Raw genomic sequence first — 22,467 nt, forward strand, 5'->3', positions numbered from 1 at the left:
TGAGGCCTCGTAAACACTAGTGTTTATAAAATGTAAGAAGTTGTGTTATGTAGCGTAAGAATATGTATAGTATATTGCAAATCACTATTTTAACAATTGTTGAAGTAGGATGTCACTTAATAAATAACATAAAAAAACCGCAATTTTTCAATTGCGGTCAGTTTTTGTGTTAGGGTTGTAGAAATGGTAATGTTATTGGAATATGATTTTTTTCGTACTTGTTGTATTGTTTTCTAATGTTGTTTTTACAATTAAAAAAGAAGTAGTAGTTGTATGTATCGGCGTAACAAATTCATTGGCATCCACCATTGTATTTAAAAACAACTGTTTTCCTAAAATATCATACACTTCAATTGCTTTTATTTTTATTTCTTTTGAAGTAACATAGATAGATTGGTCCGCACCATAAACCAGCACCTCATTTTGGCTCATTTCATTTTTGCCGTAAGTAGTGTCTTCATTATCAAAAACCAATTCAAATCGGTTGTTAAAGGTGCCTGCTGCTGTGGTAAAGCTGTATGATGCACTTCTTATGTTGTGGTAGGTGTTCGTTGTTTTGTCATGGATATAGACAGGAAATCCTTTACTGAAAAACCCATCAACGCCATTGATTTGAATAGTGTATTGTCCGGCTTGCGTTGTTTTGTAGCCAAGGGTGATGACATCAGAGTTATTAAACGGAAGTGCTCTACCTTGAATTACTAAGTTTTTATCGTTCAATACGCTGTAAAAATCGATAGGATTCGATGTAAAACTTACACCGTCAAACGTATCTTCAAAGTTGTTGGTAGCACCTTCAATATAACCAACCATCATGTTTCTGAAGACACCATTGTTGTTTGACAGCAATAACCACAAACGATTCTTTTGTCTTTCAATGTTGATAGCTTGACTTCTTTCAGCAGAATTTTCCGTTCTGAAAAATTGGTCGTTGTTATCAATTTCACGCATGGTGTTGCTGAACGTAACCGTGCCGTTAGCTTTCGCTTGAACAAACATTCCTTGAGCGGAAGCAATTGTGCCTCTTGGATTTAAATCTTCGTTCTCCGGATCACTAGACGGAGGCGTACTAGCTCCACTTAGATTCCAGCTCGCATAATCCATAGCCGTATATTGAGTAGCTAAAGTATAGGCCGATAAGGAAGTCCAAAAATAGATAGTTCCTGATAAAACATCTGTATTAGCAATGATAAATGCCTCTGCATCAATACCACTTGGATAGGGATTAGCTATTAAATTATAATTTCCGTAATTAGTTGTTTCAGCATTGACAAAAGAAACAGGTACAGTTACCTCTCCATTGTTAGGCTTTCCGGAGAAAGTAAACGTAATAGGTGTAGCCGTTGTGTTGTAAGGAGCAATATTACGCACTCTGGTGATGAATCCATTACCGGGAGTTGGTGTAGTTGTTGTCAAGTCAAACCAGTTATAACTGGCTCCCGCTTGCCATCTGAATTTTTTATCAAATACTGTTGGAATTTGAGTCAGTACATTTTCCTGAACCGGTGATCCCCAATATACATAATCACTTCTTCGCATCGGACGCGTTGTTCTTTTAACAGTGATGTTGTTTCCTGAGAAAGACGATGCATCATCATTTTGCACTAAGCTCCCCTCGCTTTCTACAATGATAGCCCCTTGGTTATCAATACTGCCTGCAACTTCTACATAGTTGTCGGGATTGATAGTAAGAGTAGCCCCATTGTTTATTTTTAAAAAACAACTGCTAAATGAACCTGCTGAATAATCTTCTGCAATTACCACTCTCGTGTTAAGGTCAGGAATTCCATTAGTCCAATCGCCATCCCATGTAGTAAGCTTATTATCATATTCCACTACTCGAGTATGAGTATAGGAAGTATTGTTATAATAGGTAACATAGGTTAAACGGAATTGATACACACCCTCTTTGTTAAGATCCACACTAAACGGATTAGCGGTAGAAGTAACTTCGTTTAGATCCGGTTCTGTAACTATCCATGAAAAGCTTGTATTGGTTCCGGCCAATCCTACATAACTTGGTAGTAAGTCGGCAGTAAAAGCAGCGGCATTACAATCTGCAAAAGTCGCATTAATTACACTAATTAAAGAACCATTAGCTTCCATTAATTCTAGAAAGGATATAGGGTCACCAGGACCATTACCGTTACAGGTTGAAAACAATATCGTTCCTATGTAAACTCTTTTAGAAGCGTTACAGTTTCCATCAGGGGGTAGCAAACCATACGGGAATACTGAAATTGGCATATTAGCAGGAAATCGTAAATCCGCATTTCCTTGAAAATAAATGGAACCTTCATTTTCCGTAACTACCGTGGCAGAAGCATTTACATAAACGTTTTGGTTTGGTGATAAATACAATTGACCATTTATTGTTAAGGTACCAAATTGATAAGGCATAAAAACATTAAAACCAGTACTAGATGGTAATGTAATGGTGTGATCTGACGCTATTTCAACGTCATAATTGCCTTCATTTTGACCAGGGTAGTCTATTGCATCTTCCCAAGTTGTTCCATTGTATACTTGCCAACTGTTTGCATTATTCCAAGCAACGGGGCCGGCACCTTTAGTTCGATAATCTCCAATACTCTGACTAAGTACGCTTAAGGTACTTAACAGAGAAATAATAAGTAGTAATTTTGTACGCATGATTCGTTAAGTTTTTCATTATTAAATAATTGAAAACGTTATAGGGTTGGATTTGGAGAGACAAAATTCAGTACAAAAATGTGAGATGCCTATTTTTTTCGATATACAACATAGAAAATCGATTAAATGCGTTTTTTTGTGCATCTTGTTGTGTTTTTTTTAACGATTTTCAAAATGGTTTAAGATAAAACCAAAATAATCGACAAAATACACACTATGTTACGGATTTAACAAAATTTTGTAAATTTAATTCACACATCCCTAGGATATTTTTATTTTTAATAGAGAATTACGAAAAAAGTACCATAGTGGATGTAAAAAAAGGTAGTTGGTCGATGTTTTTTTGTTACGAGATTGTAAATAAATAGTTGATAATAAAGAATCTAAAGAACCAAAAGAATCTAAAGAATTGAAAAAAATAGGTGTAACCTGCCCGTCAGCTACGGATTAAAAATTGAATAATCAAACAATCTAATAATCTAAAAATCCAATAATCCTTCCCCAATCTATTTCCCCGAAAGCGATTTTACCTTAGCATATACCAAATCTGATTCCCAACCTTTGCGGAGGAGGTAGTCGCAACACTTCTTGAATTTTTTTACGGCATTGCGTTCTGTAGTGGTTTCCCAGATTCTTTCGGCGAGTTGCTCAAAGGTGTCATGGTATTCTTCAACCGGGAGGGTTTTTAACGCACTTTGGATTAACCGCTCGTTTAGGTGGCGTTGTTTCAATTCGTTTAGAATGCGGATTTTACCCCATTTTTTTTGATGGAACTTACTGATGGCAAACGTATGGGCAAACCGTTCTTCGTTCAAAAAGTTGTGTTGCAGTAAGTGTACTACAATTTCATCTTGCTGGAGGGTGGTCAACGGCAATGCCCGAAGTTTTTGGGTTACTTCCTGATGGCACCGCTCTTGGTAGGAACAGTAGTATTCCAGTTTTTTAACGCAATCCGAATAAGAAAAGTTTTTATCCATAACAAACCATCGTGTGGTGTTGCAAAAATACATTTATTTAAATAGGTACCGCAATTTTCATTCCATGTACCATTTGTCAAGCACTATCACCTTTTTGAAATAAAGACGCTCATGAAACCTTTTGTTTTAGTAGTGCTTACCTTTCTTTTTCTAACAAAAGAAGCAACCGCTCAACAACCAACAAAACAAAAGGAGGTATTGTTGATTTAGAGGAAAATTTTAGAGTGGTAGAACTAAAAGAGATGCCGGAGAAATAAAATAGTGTCCAAAAGATTTTGTGTAAATGGAAATAATGAAATGCTATCGCACTTTTATTATATTTGAATTGCTAAATGCAATCGAACAACACAAAAAGCAGAAAATAAGAAAATGGCAAGCCACAATTTTCCCATACTACAAACAGAAAAATTTGTACTCCGACAATTTGTCGAAAGCGACTTGTCGGCTATTTTCAAAGGATTATCAGATCCGGAGGTGATACAATACTACGGCATAAGTTTTAAAACCCTCGAAGAAACAAAAGAGCAACTGCAGTTCTTTGCCGATTTAGAAGCAAATGAAACCGGCATATGGTGGGCCATTTGTTCGTTAGACAATCAAACTTTTTATGGTGGTGGCGGATTTAACAATCGCAGCAAAGAACATAAAAAAGCAGAAATTGGATTTTGGCTACTGAAAGACTTTTGGGGTCAAGGCATCATGACCGAAATCCTACCGCTACTTTGCCAATATGGTTTTGACCACTTAGACCTACACCGAATTGAAGGATTTGTAGAAACCGAAAATTTCAAGTGCAAAAAAGCCATGCAAAAACTGGCGTTTAACCACGAAGGAACAATGAAAGACTGCGAAATAAAAGATGGAAAGTTTATAAGTATTGACATTTATGCCCTACTAAAAAACGATGGAGTCCAATAAATGGAACCCAATTGATTTTGAAAAAGGGTAGTAATAGGTTATATAACATAAATCCGTGACCATCCGCAATAATCCGTTATATCCTTGGCTAAATGAATACCCCCAACCCTACACGAGCAGGTTAATGACTACCGCCTAGTCATTTCCATTTTAGCCAAAACCCCATCCACTTGATGCAAATGCCGTACATTGTGATTGATTAAAAAACGAAAGGTATCGCCCAATTTAAGGGTAAGAAAGGAAAGGGTGGTTGTAATCTTTACCGCGTTCAAGCTAACATTCCTCGATTGGTTCAACAAGTCAAGAAGCTGCAGTTGCTGTAGTAAGAATTGGTCAATCACCTTTTTGTCCAATTGGGTACGAATCGGATTTTTACTTTTAAAAGTTTTCATTTTAACCATTTTTTCTTTCGGCAACATGCTTTTTGCAAAGTAGTCGCCTAAAAAGCTACTAGTGAATTCAGGTTCGCCATGTGAAGTGGCTGTTTTAATTTTGTGCTCAATTTGGGGTAAATAAAAAGCACCATACAAATTCAAATGCTCCAAACATTCCAAAATGTTCCACGAGTCGGGATGGTCTTTCCAAGTTAAAGTAGCCAAGTCGTAGTTTTTAAGTTGCTCCGCGTGGTTACTGTTTTTACGCGTTTGCTCGATAAGTACTTGTAGCATTTTTTCAGATTCCATGTTTTCAGTATTTGCAACAAAGTTCAAAAAAACAAAGGGTAAAAATCTTGATTGGCGTCAAGATTTTTTTTAAACGTGACAGCGTTTCAGCACTCATTCGCAGGTAGTTGGCGATGTAGCGACTTGGAATTTCCTGAAACAGTTGCGGACTTCTCTTTAACACCCGTTGGTAGCGTTCTTTAGGTGAGTTGGTCAACAAATCAATTTCCCGTTCCATTTGCTGCACCACTAAGCTTTCCATAATTTGAATCCACAGCGTAGCATTGTCGCCTTCTTTTAAAAATTGGTCCAATTGCTTTTTAGTAATGATTCGCACCACCGTTTTTTTTAGGGCTTGAATAAAAAAATCAGAAGGTTTACCGGTCAAAAAAGAGTCCAGCGAAGCAATCAAATTGTCTTTATAGCCAAATCGGATGGTTTGCTCTTCAAAATCATCCAAAATAAAGACACGTAAACTGCCGCTTTCCACAAAATAAACATTCGTGTCAATACTGCCTTTTACCTTTAGATATTCATTTCGTTCCAAGGTTATGGTTTTTTCAGAAAGTGCTATAATTGCTTCCATCGTGCTTTTTTATTACCTATTGCTGAAGAGAATGTTCTTTTTTTATCGTAAAAGTGGCTGTCAACCCCACACAAAAGTTCCGGGGTAATTTGTGTACCCCAAATAGAGCACGTGAGTGCTCCCCTTTGCTTCCCAATACGTTTACAAACAAATCGCTGGCACCGTTAGCTACCACAGGAGCATCGTCCCAATGGTCACCGGATTGAAAATAGATATCCAAGTGATTGAGTCCTACCAGTTGGTCAAAACCAATTTTTTTATCCACCTGAGCCAACACGTTTAAAGCACATAGTTCCATGGCTTTATAACCCTCCTCGGTGGTTAGTTCTTCCCCCAATCGTCCTTGATAGAAATAAACCTCGTTTACTATAGGAAATTGAATGGCCACATAGGCAATGTGTTCGCGAATATTCACGGAAACATAACTGCCACCCGGAGTGGAAACTTCGGGTAATGTAAGTTGCAGTTGTGCTAAAATTTCTTTCGGATTTTGGTGCATGGTTGCTGTTTTAAAATCGCCTTTTTAACTTATAATGACTTGTAATAACTTCAGTATATAAAAACATAAATGACTTATAGGGTGTATTTTAATTTATCATTTCTTTAGCCTATCAAAAATAAGCATTTGTTTAAAGCAAAAAAACCGGTCCGTACTGAAACAGTACAAGACCGGAAAAAACAAACCTAATTTTTAGGATTAGAATCGGTAGCCAATACTAAATTGAAAACTCGAGTTTTTAATTTTTCCTAGAGATTCTGAAGGTTCTTCTTCAAAGCCCTCTTCTTGCAAATCTTTATTGATATCGGTCAAACCAAGGTGATAGCGAGCTTGGAAAAACAAATTGTTTTTTAACTGATAACCCAAACCAAAATTCACGCCTACGTTTATTTTTTCAACAAAGTCTTTGATGTCTTCTTTTCCGGATTCATCGATGTTGATTTCATCCCCAAAATTGATGTTAACATCATAGTGGCTGTTGGCATGAAGTAAATAGCCTATTTGTGGACCCACTTCAAGGCTTAGGCCATCCGCAAAATGGTATTTAGCCATAACAGGAAGATTTAAATAACCCAATTCATATCTTTCTTTGGTGTCGAAAAGCGTAAATTCATCTTCATAGAAGAACGAAGATTTACCACCTTCCAACGAATACAAAAGTTCCGGTTGGATTGAAAATTTTTCAGTTATTTGAATGTCGGCAATACCACCAACATGATAACCGGGAATGGTTTTTACACCATCAATATCGCCGGTTAGGGTAGCCAGGTTCAAACCGGCTTTGGCTCCAAAAGTTACTTTTTGAGCAGCAACGTTAAGTGTTGTTAGCAACACTACTACTAGACTTGTGATTAGATTTTTTGTCATTTTTTTGATTGATTTAAATTACTACTTGTTGTGGGTTTGTTTTTTTAACTTTTACTAAGACTGAATATGTAACACTTTGTTACAGCCCCCGATTATTTTCGACAAAATTATCGGAAGTGTTGGATAAAAAAGTTGATTGAAATCAAGAAATTTAGTGCAGTTTTTTCAGTTTTTTGTATAGAAAACCGTTGAGTAACTGGAATAGGATGTATTTAATTAGCTTTACAGTTATTTTAGGACGGGTCAGACGGGTCAAGGACGGGTCAGTTTAATAGATAGTCCATAGATAAGCCATAGATACTCCCTATATAAGCCGTACATAAGCCATCAATGGTGACAGATTGTAACAAATAGCAGAGGTAGAAATAAAAGCAAACAACACAATGCCGACCAAAAGTAAGTATGGTTATTTAACTATAAAAAGATAGTCATTAAGCTGTATTGTTATTTCAGGAAGAGTCAAACTACTACTTGTCACACTAACTGGGTCAACTTGCCTCCGACAATACCTCGACATTACTTCGATGATACCCCGACGATACTCCGACGATAGTTCGACTTTAATGCGACGAAAAAAGTTTCGTAAATCAAAACACAAAGTCCAACAATCCAACCACCTTAACCCGAACCCTACTACATTTTTTTGTACGAATAATTTAACCCCACTGTTGCAATGGGCAGTAAACACAGCCCCATAAAAAACAATAATGCAACCATAATAATTTCCTAACTTAAGCCTCTTGTAAACTAGTGATTTAGTGCTATATTTGTAGCCCCCAAATTGCGTTAGCAAATACAAAACCAATAGCGGTTTTATAAAATATTTTTTTCTATATGAAATTAAGAATACTAGTGCTCGCTTTGTTCTCGAGCGTTTTGGGTTGGGGGCAGATTGCTGCTTGGGATTTTAATGGTGAAAATACTTTAGCTACATCTGCTGCTGAAGTTTATAATGGGAATTTAGATTCATCCAATTTGATTACAAGAGGAGCAGGGGCCGCAGCAAGTGCTGGAGCTAATTCTTTTCGAACTGTTGGTTTTCAAAGCAATGGTATTTCAACTGCAAATACTGATTATTTTCAGATAACTCTTTCGGCTGCAACCGGTTTTACTTTGTCTTTATCCACTATTGATGCTCGATTTGCTGGAACTGCAAGTTTCTTTGTTTCTCCGGGAGTCTCTAGTCAATTTGCATATAGTTTAGATGGTGTTAATTTTACATTGATTAATACTCCGTTACTAATTACTGGTCCCACTGTTCCTTTGATTTCTCCTCAGATAGATTTGACTGGAATACCACAGCTTCAAAATGTACCTGATGGAACAACCATAACTTTACGGTATTATGCTTCTGGTCAAACAACAACTGGAGGTTGGGGGTTTAATTCAGCTACCACACCAGGAACTTATGGCTTAGCGATTGGAGGAACATTAGGTTCAGCTTGCCCGGCACCAGCTAATCCAACCGGTATCATTTCCGGCACGACTCCGGCATGTGATGCTACGACATTGAGTTTTTCGGGAACAGCACCTGCCAATGTGGTGTACTATTGGCAAACTGCAGCTTCAGGTACCAGTATGGGAAGCAATGCTGCAGCTACTTTAAATGCTACAGCAACAGGTAATTATTATGTTCGGGCCTATAACACTGTTGATATGTGTTGGTCAACCGGTTCGGTTGGACCGTATGCGGTGGTTGTGAATGCAACGCCAACAGAGCCTACAAATGACCCTACTGCATCCGGTTGTCAAGGTACTGCTCTTACAATTATAGGTGCTGGAGCAACCTCATATACCTTTTGGGATTCCTCAACGGGAGGGGCTCAATATACAACGGGAGGAAATTTCACAGTAAATGCTTCACAACTAACATTTGGTGTGGGTGTTGTTAGTGGCACCTACATAATTTATATTCAAGGTCATAACGGCACGTGTGTTAGTGCTACCCGTAGGCAGGTTTCGGTTACTATCAATCCGGTTCCTGCAACACCACCTGGTTCTATAACAGTTTCAGCCAATCCGTCTTGTGGTCCGGCTACTTTGAGTTATCCCGCAGGCTTTTATTGGCAAACCACTGCTATAGGAACCGAAACTACGAATCCTACATCATCCGACTTAGTATTAACTGCTTCCGGAACACGATATGTTCGAGCACTAACCGGTTCGTGTTGGGGTCCTGCTTTGGCATCGCCGGCAGTTACGGTGCATACTCCTGTGACTATTACTACGCAACCAACTCCTGAAAATATAAATTTACCGGGAAGCAGAACTTTTACGGTTGCTGCAACCGGAACAGGTTTGTCTTACCAATGGCAAATTGATACAGGAAGTGGTTTTTCAAATTTAACCAATGGCGCTCCTTATAGCGGTGTAACTACAAATTCATTAACCATTAATCCGACCACATTAGCCATGAACGGGCATTATTTCCGTTGCGTGGTTTCCGGAACAGCTCCTTGTACTGCGGTCAATTCGGATGCAGGACGATTGAAAGTGTTTCCTAATAATGGTCTTAGCTTAGTTGGATGTATCGGAAATACTGAAGTTGGTTTGTCATGGAATGCAGCTACCGGAGGTGCAACCGGTTATTTAGTTTTTGCATTGGCAGGTGCAACAGCTCCCGCATTATCACCTGCACTGGCAGGCGATGCTTCCGGTTATACCGCAAATACTAACTATTCTTTAGCCACAACCTATGGCACATTAGGCCGATTGGTTTATAAAGGTGCTGCTTTAAACACCAATGTAACGGGTTTAACACTAGGGCAACAATATTCATTTAAAGTGGTGGCTTATAATATGGAAACCTATACAGGTTGGGCAAATGGTATCAATACGTTGGGTTCATGGAATCAAACCTACACTACGGGCGTACAAAATGTAACCATTACCGGAGCTTCCATAGCACCCAATTCCTCTACTATCACTTGGACAAATCCGTTGCCTTTAGTATGTTATGAAACTTTAATTGTGGCCAATCAAGGAGGCCCGGTTGTGTTTACACCTTCAGGCGATGGTTCAGCTTATACCGCAAATTCAGTTTATTCAGGTCCTAATCAAGTCGTGTTTAAAGGTTCAGGAACCAGTGCGATAGTAACCGGATTAACCCAAGACGTGGAATATTGTTACAGGATATTTGTTAGAAGAGGTTCAGAATGGAGTACCGGTGTTGAAATTTGTCAAACAACAGGGGTGGTGTATTGTGATTCAAATCAAAGTCCGTCTTATGATGATGGTACGGGAATAGTAAGAGTCCGATTTAATACCATTGATCAAAGTTCATCAAGTGCCCCTAGTTATTCTAATTATACAGCTGTTTCCACTAATGTATTGTTGAATCAAACGTATGATTTAACAGTAGATGTGAACACGATTGGTTTTCAAAATTACACCAAAGCTTGGATAGATTGGAACCGAGACGGCGATTTTAGTGATGCCGGTGAAGAATATGATTTAGGCGATACCTATGACCCCGAAACACTAACATCCAATTCACCGTTAAGTATTTATGTGCCGGCAAATGCCGTTCCCGGAGCTACGCGAATGCGAATAGCTTCACAATACTTTTTTAATGATTCCGATATTATTTTGTCACCTTGTGCCAGTGAATATGATGAGGGAGCCGAAGTAGAGGATTATACCATAAACATTCAACGACCTCCGGGAGCTGAGATTAACGTGATTTCAAATAATATTACGATTTTAAATGGTTTTGATGCCCCTTTTGGGTTGAACAACACCTTATATGGGCCAACAGACTTGCTTGACACAAACGGGCCAAGAACGTTTACAATTCAAAACTTAGGGTTGTCCCCTTTAAATTTAACAGGAGCTCCATTAGTAAGCGTTGTTGGTGATCATCCGGGTGATTTTGTAGTGACACAACCTGCTGCTGCAACAATTGGTTCGGCAACGTCTTTAGATTTTACGATAACTTTTCAACCACAAATAGGCGGTATTCGCAATGCGATTATTTCAATTGCGAACAACGACACCACCGGAAGTGAAGATCCTTATACGTTTGCCGTTAGAGGAACCGGAGTTTGTGCCACGCCAATAGTGAGTAGCATCACACCAACATCAGGTCCGGTTGGCACTGAGGTGACTCTTACGGCCACTCAAAATGATTATGTTGGAGCAGTGGTTCGATATAATGGCGTTTTGTTAACCACTACCCAAGTTTCAGCAACAGTGCTAAAAGTAATAGTTCCGGCTGGAGCCATTTCAGGAAGTTTTTCAATAACCAATAGCACAGGATGTTCCATTGAGGTGCCATTTACGATTATCGATAATGTCATTCAAGGTTGTGCCGGAAATACGGCCGATGTAAGAACCGAATTATTCATTAGCGAAGTAACCGACCACGGTTCGGGAAGTCATACGTATATTGAACTGTACAACCCGAGAACTACTTCAATTAATTTGTCGGGATATACTGTCCGAACGCATAATAATGGGGCAACTACAGCAACTAGCACTATTAATTTAACCGGGACTGTCGCTCCAAACAGTACCTATGTTATTGCGATTGGAGGAGCAGATGCGAACTCAAATTTTGGCGGACATACACCCAATTTAATCAGCTCAACAACTCAGGGTATCAACAACAATGATAATGTCCGTCTTTATAATGGAGGGACATGGCAGGATTTATGGGGAAACACCAATAATGTTAACTTTACTATTGAGCCAAAAGATTATACCTATCGCAGATTAAATGAAGGAATTATTGCTCCCAGTACTACTTGGAATCCAAGTGATTGGACCGCATTAACACCGGTGGATTATACCAATATTGGTCAATATACCAACACGGAGGGAATACCACCTTCAATTGACCAACAACCCACTTTTGAACCCACATGTAAAACAGTAGTTTTAGAAGTAGAAGCTAGTGAAGGAGTAGTGGATGCTACAACTATACTTTACCAGTGGTATGTGGCAATTCCCGGTCAAACGAGCTGGGCTGCTTTATCAAATGGTGGGGTTTATTCCGGTGCAACTACCAATGTCTTGACAATTTCAGACATTACCGGATTGGAAGGCTATCAGTATTATTGTCAGGTTAGAGAGAATACAGTAACTTGTTATGTAGCTTCAGAAGCTGTAGTCATCCGAGAGCCACAAACTATTGTTTGGGACGGAATAGATTGGACTTCAAGTATAACACCGAGCTTTACCACCAATGTTGTTTTTGATGCTGATTATGATACAGCTATCCATGGCGATGTAACCGCTTGTGCGTGTCAAATCAACTCCGGAAATGTTGTTACTATTGCAAGTGATGATTATTTTGATATTTTTAATGGGGTAACCAATTTGGGTACTTTAAATATCGCCAATTCAGGAAGTTTAAGACAACACAATGACGATGCCATAAACACAGGAAACATAACCATGACACGCAGAAGCCGCAACATGTTCCGATTAGATTATATCTATTGGGGTTCACCGGTGGAAGAGAATGTTATTGGGCAAATTCCGACTGACTTCGATAAAAAATTCAAATGGGTGCCGGGTGTAGGTTCTACCTGGGCTGTTTTAGATGCAGTTATACCAGGGCAAGGTTATATTACCCGAGTTCGAAATATTGCTCCGTTTAATACTATAACAATTCCTGATCGCACCATCACTTTTAATTTCACGGGAACACCAAACAACGGTTTGGTTACTGCAACTACAACAATGGTGAATACTGACGATACCAATTTTGATAATTATAATTTATTAGGCAATCCATACCCGAGTGCTATCAATGCAGAAGATTTTTTAACGCAAAACAATGGAACTATTGACGGTACCATTTATTACTGGACCTCCATCACACCCTATCCCGGAATTGGCAATTATCAAACCGGCGACTACGCCAAATGGAATCTAACCGGAGGGGTAGGGACCAATGCTCCAAATGATTTGGCAGCAACCCCGGCCTTAAAGCCCGACGGTCAAATAGTGGCCGGACAAGGATTTTTTGTTCAGGCTTTGGTCAATAATGCAACGGTTACGTTCAGAAATTCCCAACGTTTGATTTCAGACAACACGCAATTTTTCCGAATGGCACAACCTGAAGTGACGCAGGAAGCTGCAGTAGAAAGACACCGCTATTGGTTGAACCTAACCAGTAGCAACGGACATTTTAACCAAATGTTAGTGGGTTATCTTGGTGGAGCCACCAACGGTATTGATTGGGGATATGATGGATTTTCTATCGTGAATAATCCGGTGAATTTATACAGTATTGTGGATGGCAAATCGCTTTCCATTCAAGGGAAAGCCTTGCCGTTTGAAACGTCTGATGTGGTTCCCTTAGGACTTCGCATCACTACAGCCGGAACCTATACCATCGCTATTGATGAACTGGATGGGTTGTTTGCTGATGACCAAGCCATCTATATTGAAGATTTTACTACGGGTGTGATTCATAATTTGAAAACCGCACCTTATGCCTTTACATCCGCTGCCGGAACGTTTACCATGCGATTCCAAATTCGTTACACCAATGTTACATTAGGAATTGATGACGTTACTGTGCCTTCTAACTCGGTTTGGGTGTATGGCAACGATGTGATGACTGTGGCTTCTTCAGAAGAATTTTTAGCCACTGTTGTGGTTCATGATTTATTGGGTCGTCGTTTGTATGAAGCCAAAAACATTTCAGCGTCGCAACATGTGATTGCTTTAAAACCGGCAGAACAGGTGTTGTTGGTAACGATTACTTTGGCTAATGGGCAAGTGGAAACGAGGAAGGTTAAGTTTTAAAGAGGAGTTTAAAAGATTAAGGGTTTAAATTGTTTAAGAGTTTACAGGTTTAAATTGTTTATTATACTAAAATCGTTTGTTCTATTAGATTGGAACAAACGATTTTTTTTGGAATGAATTCGCTGTACTACAATTGTTTAGAAAAAAGGCATCCACTAATTTGTAGGATTTATTGAAACACGATGCCTTTTAATTAGTGTGGTTATTGCTACTAAATTGACAAATCTTCAGTATAGTATCTAAATACTGGTAAAAACACAAAAAGTTATCGACACGAAAACGTTTTCGGTGCATTTTTGTTAAGACGGTATGTATCTATTTTGTAAATTTAAAATTCCTAAAAGGTTAAAAATTTGGAGTTTACAAAACACATACCTCATAAAACACTGTTACTACTTTTTTTAGTGGGAGCCATTGGTGTGTTTTCACAAAATGCAGTTGTTGGTACGGGATTTTCAAGTGGTTGGGGAGGTGGAAGTTGTCCTTCAGGAAATACTGATTTTTCTTTTATGGGCAATAGTGATAACGGGACTTTTATCCGAACCACAACGGCCAACAATACTGGGCATCAATATTTTCGATTTGGCGTAGATTGGAGCGGTACAACGAAGCAACTGACCATCACGCCGGGTTCAGATGATGCGGTTAGTCCAAATCTAACCTACAACTTAAATGCTTCATGTGTAGTAGTAGGTGCAATGTATGTTAATGTGCCGAATGCTTCCTATAATTATGTTTTTAAAACACTAGATGGAGGTACCGACCCAACGGGAAGGTTTGTGTTGTTTGAAGTGCAAGGAGACATTCGAACAGTAACAGCAGTAACGCAGGTGCCTCAAGTTGTTTTGCCAACTACAGCGGTAACCATCACAGCTACTACCGATGGCTTGTTTAACCCGGGTCAGGCCGCGTATTTACGATATGCCGTTAATGATGACTGGAACAATTCGGTAGTTCAAAAAATGACCTTTAGTTCCGGAACGGATTATGTAGCGACCATTCCTGCCATGGCAAACGGTACGAACATTAAATATTATGTTTTTACTTCAGGTGATGGCACCGTAGGTTCGGCAACCGGTCCTGCTGCAAATGGTTCTGATGCTCCATTGCGAACCATTAACTTGAATAATAACAACTATTCGAATTATCAATATGACAGTAATGTGGCCGGTCTTTTTTCTGCTAAAGTGTATTTGCGAACAGTCGATTGGACTGCTACCCGTTATTATAATGTAGATACGAATTTAGCTTGTGACCCGGGTGTTACTTCCAATTGGGAAAATGTGGAGGTGGCACGAGTGGAACCGGAAAGCACCATCAACTTAGGCGGAAATATCATTTCATATGGTGGAGCCGCTTGGTCCAATCAACGTCTTTTTTATCGGATGTATTTGGATGGTTTTCCAACGGGTACATTTACATCTATTTCGTTATCGGCACCTAATACTGTATGTAATAGTGGTGATATTAAGCATGAATCTTTGGAGGGTAATACCACAATTGCAATGCCCTCACAAGAAGGAATTTATGTTTTAGAAGTATATTTTCAAGCTAGGCGTTCCGATAACACTGAGTTTTTTTGGTCTAATTTTGGTCAAAATTATAAAGCGAGAATTCAAGTCAAAACACACAGCAATATTTTTGAGAGCTATGCTTTTATCAATTTGAATGATGTTACTACTTTTTATAATTTAGATGGAGCCAATGGCAGTTCGAATCCTGATTTACCCGCCAATTTAGGCACCTTTCAACCTGGTTTGGTATTCAAATTGGGAGCTGAACAAAAAATATATTCGCGAAACGAGCACCAAGTTTGTGAATGTTCGGTTTGGTATTCTATTTATGACGACGACGACGGCAGTGATCCTACTCCAAATGATTTTCCTTTGCCACCTGCGGGAGCCTATTTTGATTCTGACATTAATGAAAAATTTATCAGAGCATCCAATTTGTCGTTTTTAGAAGATACCGGAACCGGAAATTCAACAGGCAACGGGACTTATGATGGTATTCTAAATGGTATGACCCGCAAGCAAAAGTTTCAAAATATTGGAGCTGCTTTGGATACGCAGATTAATTTTCCGGATTGTATAGGAACGTATCGGTTTGCTATTGCTAATTTAGCGGCTGTTTCTACTACGGGTGATTGTAATGACACCTCCAGTTATCGTTATATACGAGATATTAATGAAGATTTAAAGTTTTTATTGAATACTTCCACAGATGTAATTTTAAACCCGAAACGGCCTAATCAAACTATTTCTTCTAACGATTATTTTTATACTACCAAAATAACGATTGGTGACACCAACACTCGAACTTGGGATGGTTTGGGTTGGGATGCAGCTCCAAACCGAGGTTCGAATGTCATCTTTACCGGCGATTACACCGCATCTCCTTTGGGGTTGGAAGTAAATTCCATCACTATACAAAATGCAATCACAGTTACAATACCCAACAACACTTTTATCAAAGCTTTTAATGATGCAGAAACTTTTGGAACGGGTAAGTTGTCCATTGCCCCACAAGGAAATTTTATACAAGTATGTGAAAAAGTTGATTTAAAAAAGCCTTATATTGAATTGTTGAAAAATACCCGAATGATGCGAAAATGGGATTATGTGTATTGGGGTAAACCCATTGTTGAAGACGTTTTTACGCAAATTCCCATTGCATTTGATAAAAAATACTATTGGCAATCCGGGGTAAATGCTACATGGGTACCATTGGCTGAAACTAAAAACGGTGAAGGTTTTATCACTCGCGTAAAAGTGATTGATGCAGGTAATCCAAATGCTCAAATCAGTATTCCTTTTGAATTTAAAGGAACTGCCAATAACGGTTTGCAATTTGTGACGGTGACCCCATTAAATTTGACAGATAACATTCCGGCCAATACTGCTTTATTGGCAAATCCGTATCCCGGAGCGATTGATGCGGAAACCTTCTTACGCTATCCCGGCAACAATAAATTGGGGGGTACCTTATATTTTTGGACCTCTACAACACCTTATCCCGGAATTGGGCCCTATCAACAAGCCGATTATGCCTCTTGGAATTTAACCGGAGCTACCGGAACACAAGCTCCAAATGATAGCAGTAATCCTTCGGAATTAATTCCGGATGGAAGTATTGCTTCGGGTCAAGGTTTTTTTGCAGAAATTAAACAACCCGGGACTATTGTGTTTGCCAACAGCATGCGAACCACCGATGGGAATGAACAATTTTTCAGAACGGCTTCACCTATTAATCAAACCAATACTGCTTCTTTAGGGACAATAGAAAAACACCGCTTCTGGTTGAGTTTACGAGGTACTAATTCCTATTGTCAACTACTTTTAGGCTATGTTGACGGAGCTACCAACGGACTCGACAGATTGTATGATGGAAACAGTTTGTCAATTAGTCCTAATCCTATTTATTCAATAGTTGAAGGTAAAAAATTAGGGATTCAAGGGAGGAGCTTGCCTTTTACTACTTCCGAAATTATTCCTCTAGGAATTAAAACAACAACAAGCGGCACTTATCAAATTGTATTGGATGCTTTTGATGGCTTGTTTGAAGGTTCGCAAACCATTTATTTGGAAGACCAATTGCTCAATGTAGTTCATAATTTAAAATTGGGGGCTTATTCTTTTGCAACAACAGCCGGTGTATCTGATGCCAGATTCCGGATTCGTTTTGTGAACGAACCGGAATTAACAGTACCTAACTTTGATGATGAGGTAAATGTTTTGATTTTTAGTAACGATGGGATTCACGTAAAATCAGCTACAGAAAATATGAAAGAGGTAGTTGTGTATGATGTTTTAGGAAAACAACTCTACAAACAAAATGCCAGTTTGTCCAATGCGATTTCCATTATGTCATTGCAGAAACAAAACCAAGTACTTTTGGTACGTGTGGAATTGGAAAGTGGCAAAGTGGTTACCGAAAAAGTAATTCATTAGTTGGCTGCCAATTTCTTTCATTTAAGTAATACCCAACTTTTTATGGGTGCGTTTGATCGCTTCTTCATTTTTATAATCAATCCAAGCTTGGCCTTTTTGTCTTCGCATAAAATTGTCATAGTGTCGCATGATAAAAACATTATAAGCCGCTCGGAACAGATTGGAAACTCTTCGAGGAAAAGCACGCAAACTCATGGAAAATCCGGGAGTAAGATAGGTCATGTAATGCCAGTAGCCTTCGGGCATGTATAGCATTTCGCCGTGATTTAATTCGCAAACCAAGCCTTCTGCATTTTTAAGAGCCGGCCATTTTTGATAATCAGGATTGTCAAAATCAATATCTTCTCTGGAAATTAAGGCGTGAGGGACTTTATATAAATAAGGTGTTTGGTCGGGAGGAAAAAGTAGGCATTTTTTCTTGCCATGAAAATGGAAGTGGAGTATATTGGAATAATCAATATCATAATGCATAAAAACTTTAGCATTCTCACCGCCAAAGAAAAGCATGGGTAATTGTTTCACTAATCGCAAACCGATGTTAGGCCATTTAAAATCATGCTTTAAAACAGGCACTTCTTTCATTAAATTATAAAGAAATATTCTGTAGTTGGTAGGTTTTGAAAGTAGTAAATCTACATAGTCTGACATTTTCATTTTGGCATGAGCTTCATTGAATCCGTCTTTGTGCGAAACCGGTCGGTCGTCATATAAAGGAACGATTTTATCACCGGCAACTTCTTTAATATAATTAAGGTGCCATTTAGAATAGGCCGGCCAATCTGCTGTTAATTGCTCAATAACAACCGGTTTTTGTTTTTTTACATAGTTGTTATAAAAGTCGGTTTTAGTTATGCTTTTTAAGCGTTCAATTTCAATAAGATGTAATGCCATAATTATAAACTACTAATTTTATTTTGAGAAAGCTAGATAACTCAAACAAAATTAATAAACGTTTTTTTAATAAAACTACGAAAGCTTAGTTAAAATTATAGTAGAAATGTAACACTAAAATGGAGTTCTATTTAGCATGCTTTCAAGGCGAAATGTATGGTATTATCAAAAAAAATCCTTCTTGTAAATCAAGAAGGATTTGGTGTTTATTTTTTGAGTGACGCTTCTTTGTTGCGTTCGATTATGTGACCGGGTCGAGACCATTTGGGTTTTTCCCCTAAGGCTTGCCATTGGGAATCTTCGGCTTCTACTGTTTTGGGTTGTTCCATTTTTACAAACGGTTTTTGTGGAACCAGGCCTAATAATTCAAACATTTTCATGTCGTCGTTTACATCAGGATTTGGCGTGGTGAGTAATTTATCACCGGCAAAAATGGAGTTGGCTCCCGCAAAGAAGCACAACGCTTGTCCTTCGCGACTCATTTCTGTTCTTCCTGCAGAAAGACGCACTTGTGTTTCGGGCATTACAATTCTTGTGGTAGCTACCATTCGAATCATGTCCCAAATTTCAATTGGTTTTTGGTCTTCCAAAGGTGTTCCTTCAACAGCCACTAAAGCGTTGATTGGCACCGATTCCGGTTGTGGGTTTAAGGTGGAAAGAGCGACTAACATTCCGGCTCTGTCTTCGAGGCTTTCACCCATTCCAATAATACCACCACTACAAACGGTGACATTGGTTTTTCTTACATTTTCAATGGTTTTCAAACGATCATCAAAAGCCCGTGTTGAAATGACTTCTTTATAATATTCTTCAGAAGAATCTAAGTTGTGGTTGTAGGCATATAAACCGGCTTCTGCCAAACGCAGGGCTTGGTTTTCGGTAAGCATTCCTAACGTACAACAAACTTCCATGTCGAGCTTGTTGAGTGTTCGCACCATTTCCAATACTTGGTCAAACTCAGGGCCGTCTTTTACATTTCGCCAGGCAGCTCCCATACAAACACGAGAAGAACCTGATGATTTTGCACGAAGGGCTTGAGCTTTTACTTGTTGCACCGACATTAAATCGTTGCCTTCTACATTGGTGTGGTAACGGGCCGCTTGCGGACAATAGCCGCAATCTTCGGGACAGCCACCGGTTTTAATGGATAATAAGGTGGAAACCTGAACCACATTAGGGTCGTGGCGTTCTCTGTGAATGGTTGCCGCTTCATATAGTAAATCCATCATTGGCTTTTGATAGATAGCCATGATTTCTTCTTTAGTCCAATTGTTTCTGGATGGTGTCATAGTCAAATTTTAGATAATCAAAAATACATATTTTAGGTAAAGCATTTTAATTAGCAACTCAGAAGATATTCACAAGAGGTGTTTACTTCCTTATTTTTCGATTGGATTGCCCTGAGAATCATAGCGAATGATCCAGTTGTTATGTGAAAAATAATTCCATTTTGCTTGGGCAAAATCAACTGCAGGGTCAACAAACATGAGGTAAGGTTTGTTGTTGACACTCACTCTGGAATCAATAAAGATGGAAATGTCTTTGCCTTGAGCTTCATATTCTTTTTTTATGCGTTGTGCATATTGCCAAATGCCATCGGGTTTGTTGAGTAAACTGTATTGTTTGAAAGTCACTTTGCTTTGGTGTGGATACATCCATTGTTCTTTGGTTTGTTTGTCCACAATGCGATAGGTGATGGTGCCATTTCGTTGTCGTAGCATCATTCGCCAACTTAAACGATGGCCTTCTTCTGTCCACAACACATCTCCTTTTATGAACCAATGCCGAATGGGCAATACCAGTTGTAGGGTGAAAAAGAGAATAAAGAAAAGTAAAATTGGTTTTGCCGGTTTTAGATTGAGAGCCGTATCAGGAACGGGATTTTGGTTTCTGAAAAACAGTTTTCTAATTTTTTCAGGGGGATAAAAAAACACAACAAAACTAAGAGCAAAAAAGGGGAAAATACCAATTTGAAGTGTGACCGCATTAAACAAGTGAAAAATCAGTGATGCGATAAAAGCAATTGTTCTGGTTTTTTTCCATAGTAAGGCGGGGATAATTAAGCCATCAAATAAAATACCTGAGTAGGCTATAAATAGTGGAAACCATTCTGAGGAAAAGACAGCTCCAAAGAAGGGAAAATTTTTGTGCGGTTGAAATAAATTTCGAGTAAATGTACCATCCAACCAATCAGGATAAAATTTGGCGATAGTAGCAAAACCATAAACGATGGCCATTTGCGTAATCATTACTGCCAAAACAAACTTTGGCATGTAATTCGTTTTGATTTTTGGATTTTGTTTGGCATCGATTGAAACGGCTCTGTTTGCGGGTAAAAAAAGCATGATAATGCACACCAGAATCAGTAAATAATAGTGGTTGTTGTAGGCTTCTTTTTGCATGAGATAAACGCCTGTCCACAGCAACGTAAAGATTCCCAGGCTCCAGCGGTATTTGTAGCCTAACATTACGGCAATACCCATGGTTCCCATTACGGAAAAATAACCATACATGCCAAAACCGGGTAGTGGTTGTAACCATTCAAAGCCAATATGAGAAAAAGTAAATTCGGGTTGTACTAAAACTTTTCGAACCCATCCTGTGAGTATGGCACCAAAAGACTCTGCAGCAATCAGAAATCCGAAAAAGATTCTGAACACAATTAGTGGAGCATTATCTATAGGATTCCAAAGGTTTTTCATTAGTCTTGTATTTCAAGCCACGCCATGGCTGTTTTTTTATCGGATTCCAATTGGGTTTTTAATTGGTCTAAGGTATCAAATTTAATTTCGTCGCGTATTCGATTCAAAATAGCGATTTGAATTTTTTGATTGTAAAGGTCTTCATTAAAGTTAAAAAAGTGTACTTCAATGGTTTTTTTATCTCCTTTAACCGTTGGATTGTAACCAATATTCATCATTCCAAATACAAGTGCTTCTTTGTGTGTTGAAGAAACAATATAAACCCCTTTTTTAGGAATTAGTTTATGGTTGTCTTTTAAGTCTAAATTTGCTGTTGGGAAATCGATGGTTCTGCCAATACTTTTTCCTTTGGTTACCAATCCTGTTAAGAAATAGGGATAGCTTAAGTAGGAGTTGGCCAATGGGATATTGCCTTCTTCTAAAGCATTTCTGATTTTGGTAGAACTCACGGCAACATCATCAATTTCTTGAGCGGAAATTTCTTCCACTTCAAAATTAAATTGTTTGCCAAATTCTTTTAAGTCATCAATATTTGCGGTTCTGTTTCTACCAAACCGATGGTCGTAACCAATGATTATTTTTTTTAAATTGAGCTGTTTTACCAGTACTTCTTCTACAAATTCTTCGGCTGTTAATCTTGAAAATTCTTGATCAAAAGGATGTATGATTAGATTGTCCACTTCTAATTGTTCCAAAAGTTGTGCTTTTTCATCCATAGTATTCAATAGTTTTACAGAAGATCCGTCTTGTAAAACCATTCTGGGATGAGGGAAAAAAGTAAGGATTACACTCTCACAGGATTCTTGTTTGGCTGTGGCAACTAATCGGTCAATGATTTTTCTGTGACCTAAATGTACTCCGTCAAAAGTTCCAAGGGTTACGATGGTTTGCTTTTTGGATGTGAATTTTTGTATAGAATGGAATAGTTTCAAACGAGGTGACTTAAGATGCACAAATTTAGTATTTCTGTGTGTAAAAAAAAAGGAGGATTGCAATTCAATCCT

Annotated in this window: 13 protein-coding genes; 3 read left to right on the forward strand and 10 right to left on the reverse strand. The window is 38.5% G+C overall.

Going from position 1 to position 22,467, the window contains the following annotated elements:
• Positions 1 to 192: 192 nt before the first annotated feature.
• Together IEV15_RS03280 and IEV15_RS03285 are read right to left on the reverse strand one after the other, a co-directional pair.
• Complete coding sequence (locus IEV15_RS03280) at positions 193 to 2,652, reverse strand: RemA C-terminal-like gliding motility protein (RefSeq protein ID WP_188361078.1); 2,460 nt, start codon at positions 2,650 to 2,652, stop codon at positions 193 to 195.
• 506 nt (positions 2,653 to 3,158) lie between these two features.
• On the reverse strand, positions 3,159 to 3,629 hold the full coding sequence (locus tag IEV15_RS03285; RefSeq protein WP_188361079.1) for a regulatory protein RecX: 471 nt from the start codon (positions 3,627 to 3,629) through the stop codon (positions 3,159 to 3,161).
• 369 nt (positions 3,630 to 3,998) lie between these two features.
• Between IEV15_RS03285 and IEV15_RS03290 the strand changes: the two genes are divergently transcribed.
• Positions 3,999 to 4,547: a GNAT family N-acetyltransferase gene (locus IEV15_RS03290; protein WP_188361080.1), complete on the forward strand. Its 549-nt coding sequence runs from the start codon at positions 3,999 to 4,001 to the stop codon at positions 4,545 to 4,547.
• Between the two features lie 128 nt (positions 4,548 to 4,675).
• Here the strand turns inward: IEV15_RS03290 and IEV15_RS03295 are convergent, their stop codons facing one another.
• From IEV15_RS03295 to IEV15_RS03310, 4 genes are all read right to left on the reverse strand, one after another.
• Positions 4,676 to 5,215, reverse strand: coding sequence for a DinB family protein (locus tag IEV15_RS03295; protein WP_229734085.1), 540 nt, complete (start codon positions 5,213 to 5,215; stop codon positions 4,676 to 4,678).
• A 19-nt stretch (positions 5,216 to 5,234) separates the two neighbouring features.
• On the reverse strand, positions 5,235 to 5,795 hold the full coding sequence (locus tag IEV15_RS03300; protein WP_188361082.1) for a Crp/Fnr family transcriptional regulator: 561 nt from the start codon (positions 5,793 to 5,795) through the stop codon (positions 5,235 to 5,237).
• A 16-nt stretch (positions 5,796 to 5,811) separates the two neighbouring features.
• Positions 5,812 to 6,294: a RidA family protein gene (locus IEV15_RS03305; protein ID WP_188361083.1), complete on the reverse strand. Its 483-nt coding sequence runs from the start codon at positions 6,292 to 6,294 to the stop codon at positions 5,812 to 5,814.
• Between the two features lie 198 nt (positions 6,295 to 6,492).
• A complete protein-coding gene (locus tag IEV15_RS03310; protein ID WP_188361084.1) occupies positions 6,493 to 7,161 on the reverse strand; it encodes a porin family protein in 669 nt (222 codons plus the stop codon).
• Between the two features lie 834 nt (positions 7,162 to 7,995).
• Between IEV15_RS03310 and IEV15_RS03315 the strand changes: the two genes are divergently transcribed.
• Positions 7,996 to 13,920 carry a RemA C-terminal-like gliding motility protein gene (locus IEV15_RS03315; protein WP_188361085.1) on the forward strand — a complete coding sequence of 1,975 codons (5,925 nt, stop codon included), beginning with the start codon at positions 7,996 to 7,998 and terminating at the stop codon, positions 13,918 to 13,920.
• 353 nt (positions 13,921 to 14,273) lie between these two features.
• A complete protein-coding gene (locus IEV15_RS03320) occupies positions 14,274 to 17,870 on the forward strand; it encodes a RemA C-terminal-like gliding motility protein (protein ID WP_188361086.1) in 3,597 nt (1,198 codons plus the stop codon).
• Between the two features lie 21 nt (positions 17,871 to 17,891).
• On the opposite strand, the gene IEV15_RS03325 is transcribed toward IEV15_RS03320, so the two are convergent.
• From IEV15_RS03325 to IEV15_RS03340, 4 genes are all read right to left on the reverse strand, one after another.
• The gene (locus IEV15_RS03325) at positions 17,892 to 18,761 is read right to left on the reverse strand and encodes a cupin-like domain-containing protein (RefSeq protein ID WP_188361087.1); all 870 of its coding nucleotides are present in this window, start codon (positions 18,759 to 18,761) and stop codon (positions 17,892 to 17,894) included.
• A gap of 206 nt (positions 18,762 to 18,967) precedes the next feature.
• Entirely contained in the window at positions 18,968 to 20,050 is a 1,083-nt protein-coding gene (gene bioB / locus IEV15_RS03330) for a biotin synthase BioB (RefSeq protein WP_188361088.1), read from the reverse strand.
• A 90-nt stretch (positions 20,051 to 20,140) separates the two neighbouring features.
• Positions 20,141 to 21,463, reverse strand: a complete 1,323-nt coding sequence (locus tag IEV15_RS03335) for an HTTM domain-containing protein (protein WP_188361089.1) — start codon at positions 21,461 to 21,463, stop codon at positions 20,141 to 20,143.
• The gene (locus tag IEV15_RS03340) at positions 21,463 to 22,395 is read right to left on the reverse strand and encodes a bifunctional riboflavin kinase/FAD synthetase (RefSeq protein WP_188361090.1); all 933 of its coding nucleotides are present in this window, start codon (positions 22,393 to 22,395) and stop codon (positions 21,463 to 21,465) included. Before IEV15_RS03340 ends, IEV15_RS03335 begins: the two co-directional genes overlap by 1 nt.
• Positions 22,396 to 22,467 lie beyond the last annotated feature (72 nt).

Source organism: Flavobacterium orientale, assembly GCF_014638005.1.
In the GTDB taxonomy this organism is placed as follows: Bacteria; Bacteroidota; Bacteroidia; order Flavobacteriales; family Flavobacteriaceae; genus Flavobacterium; species Flavobacterium orientale.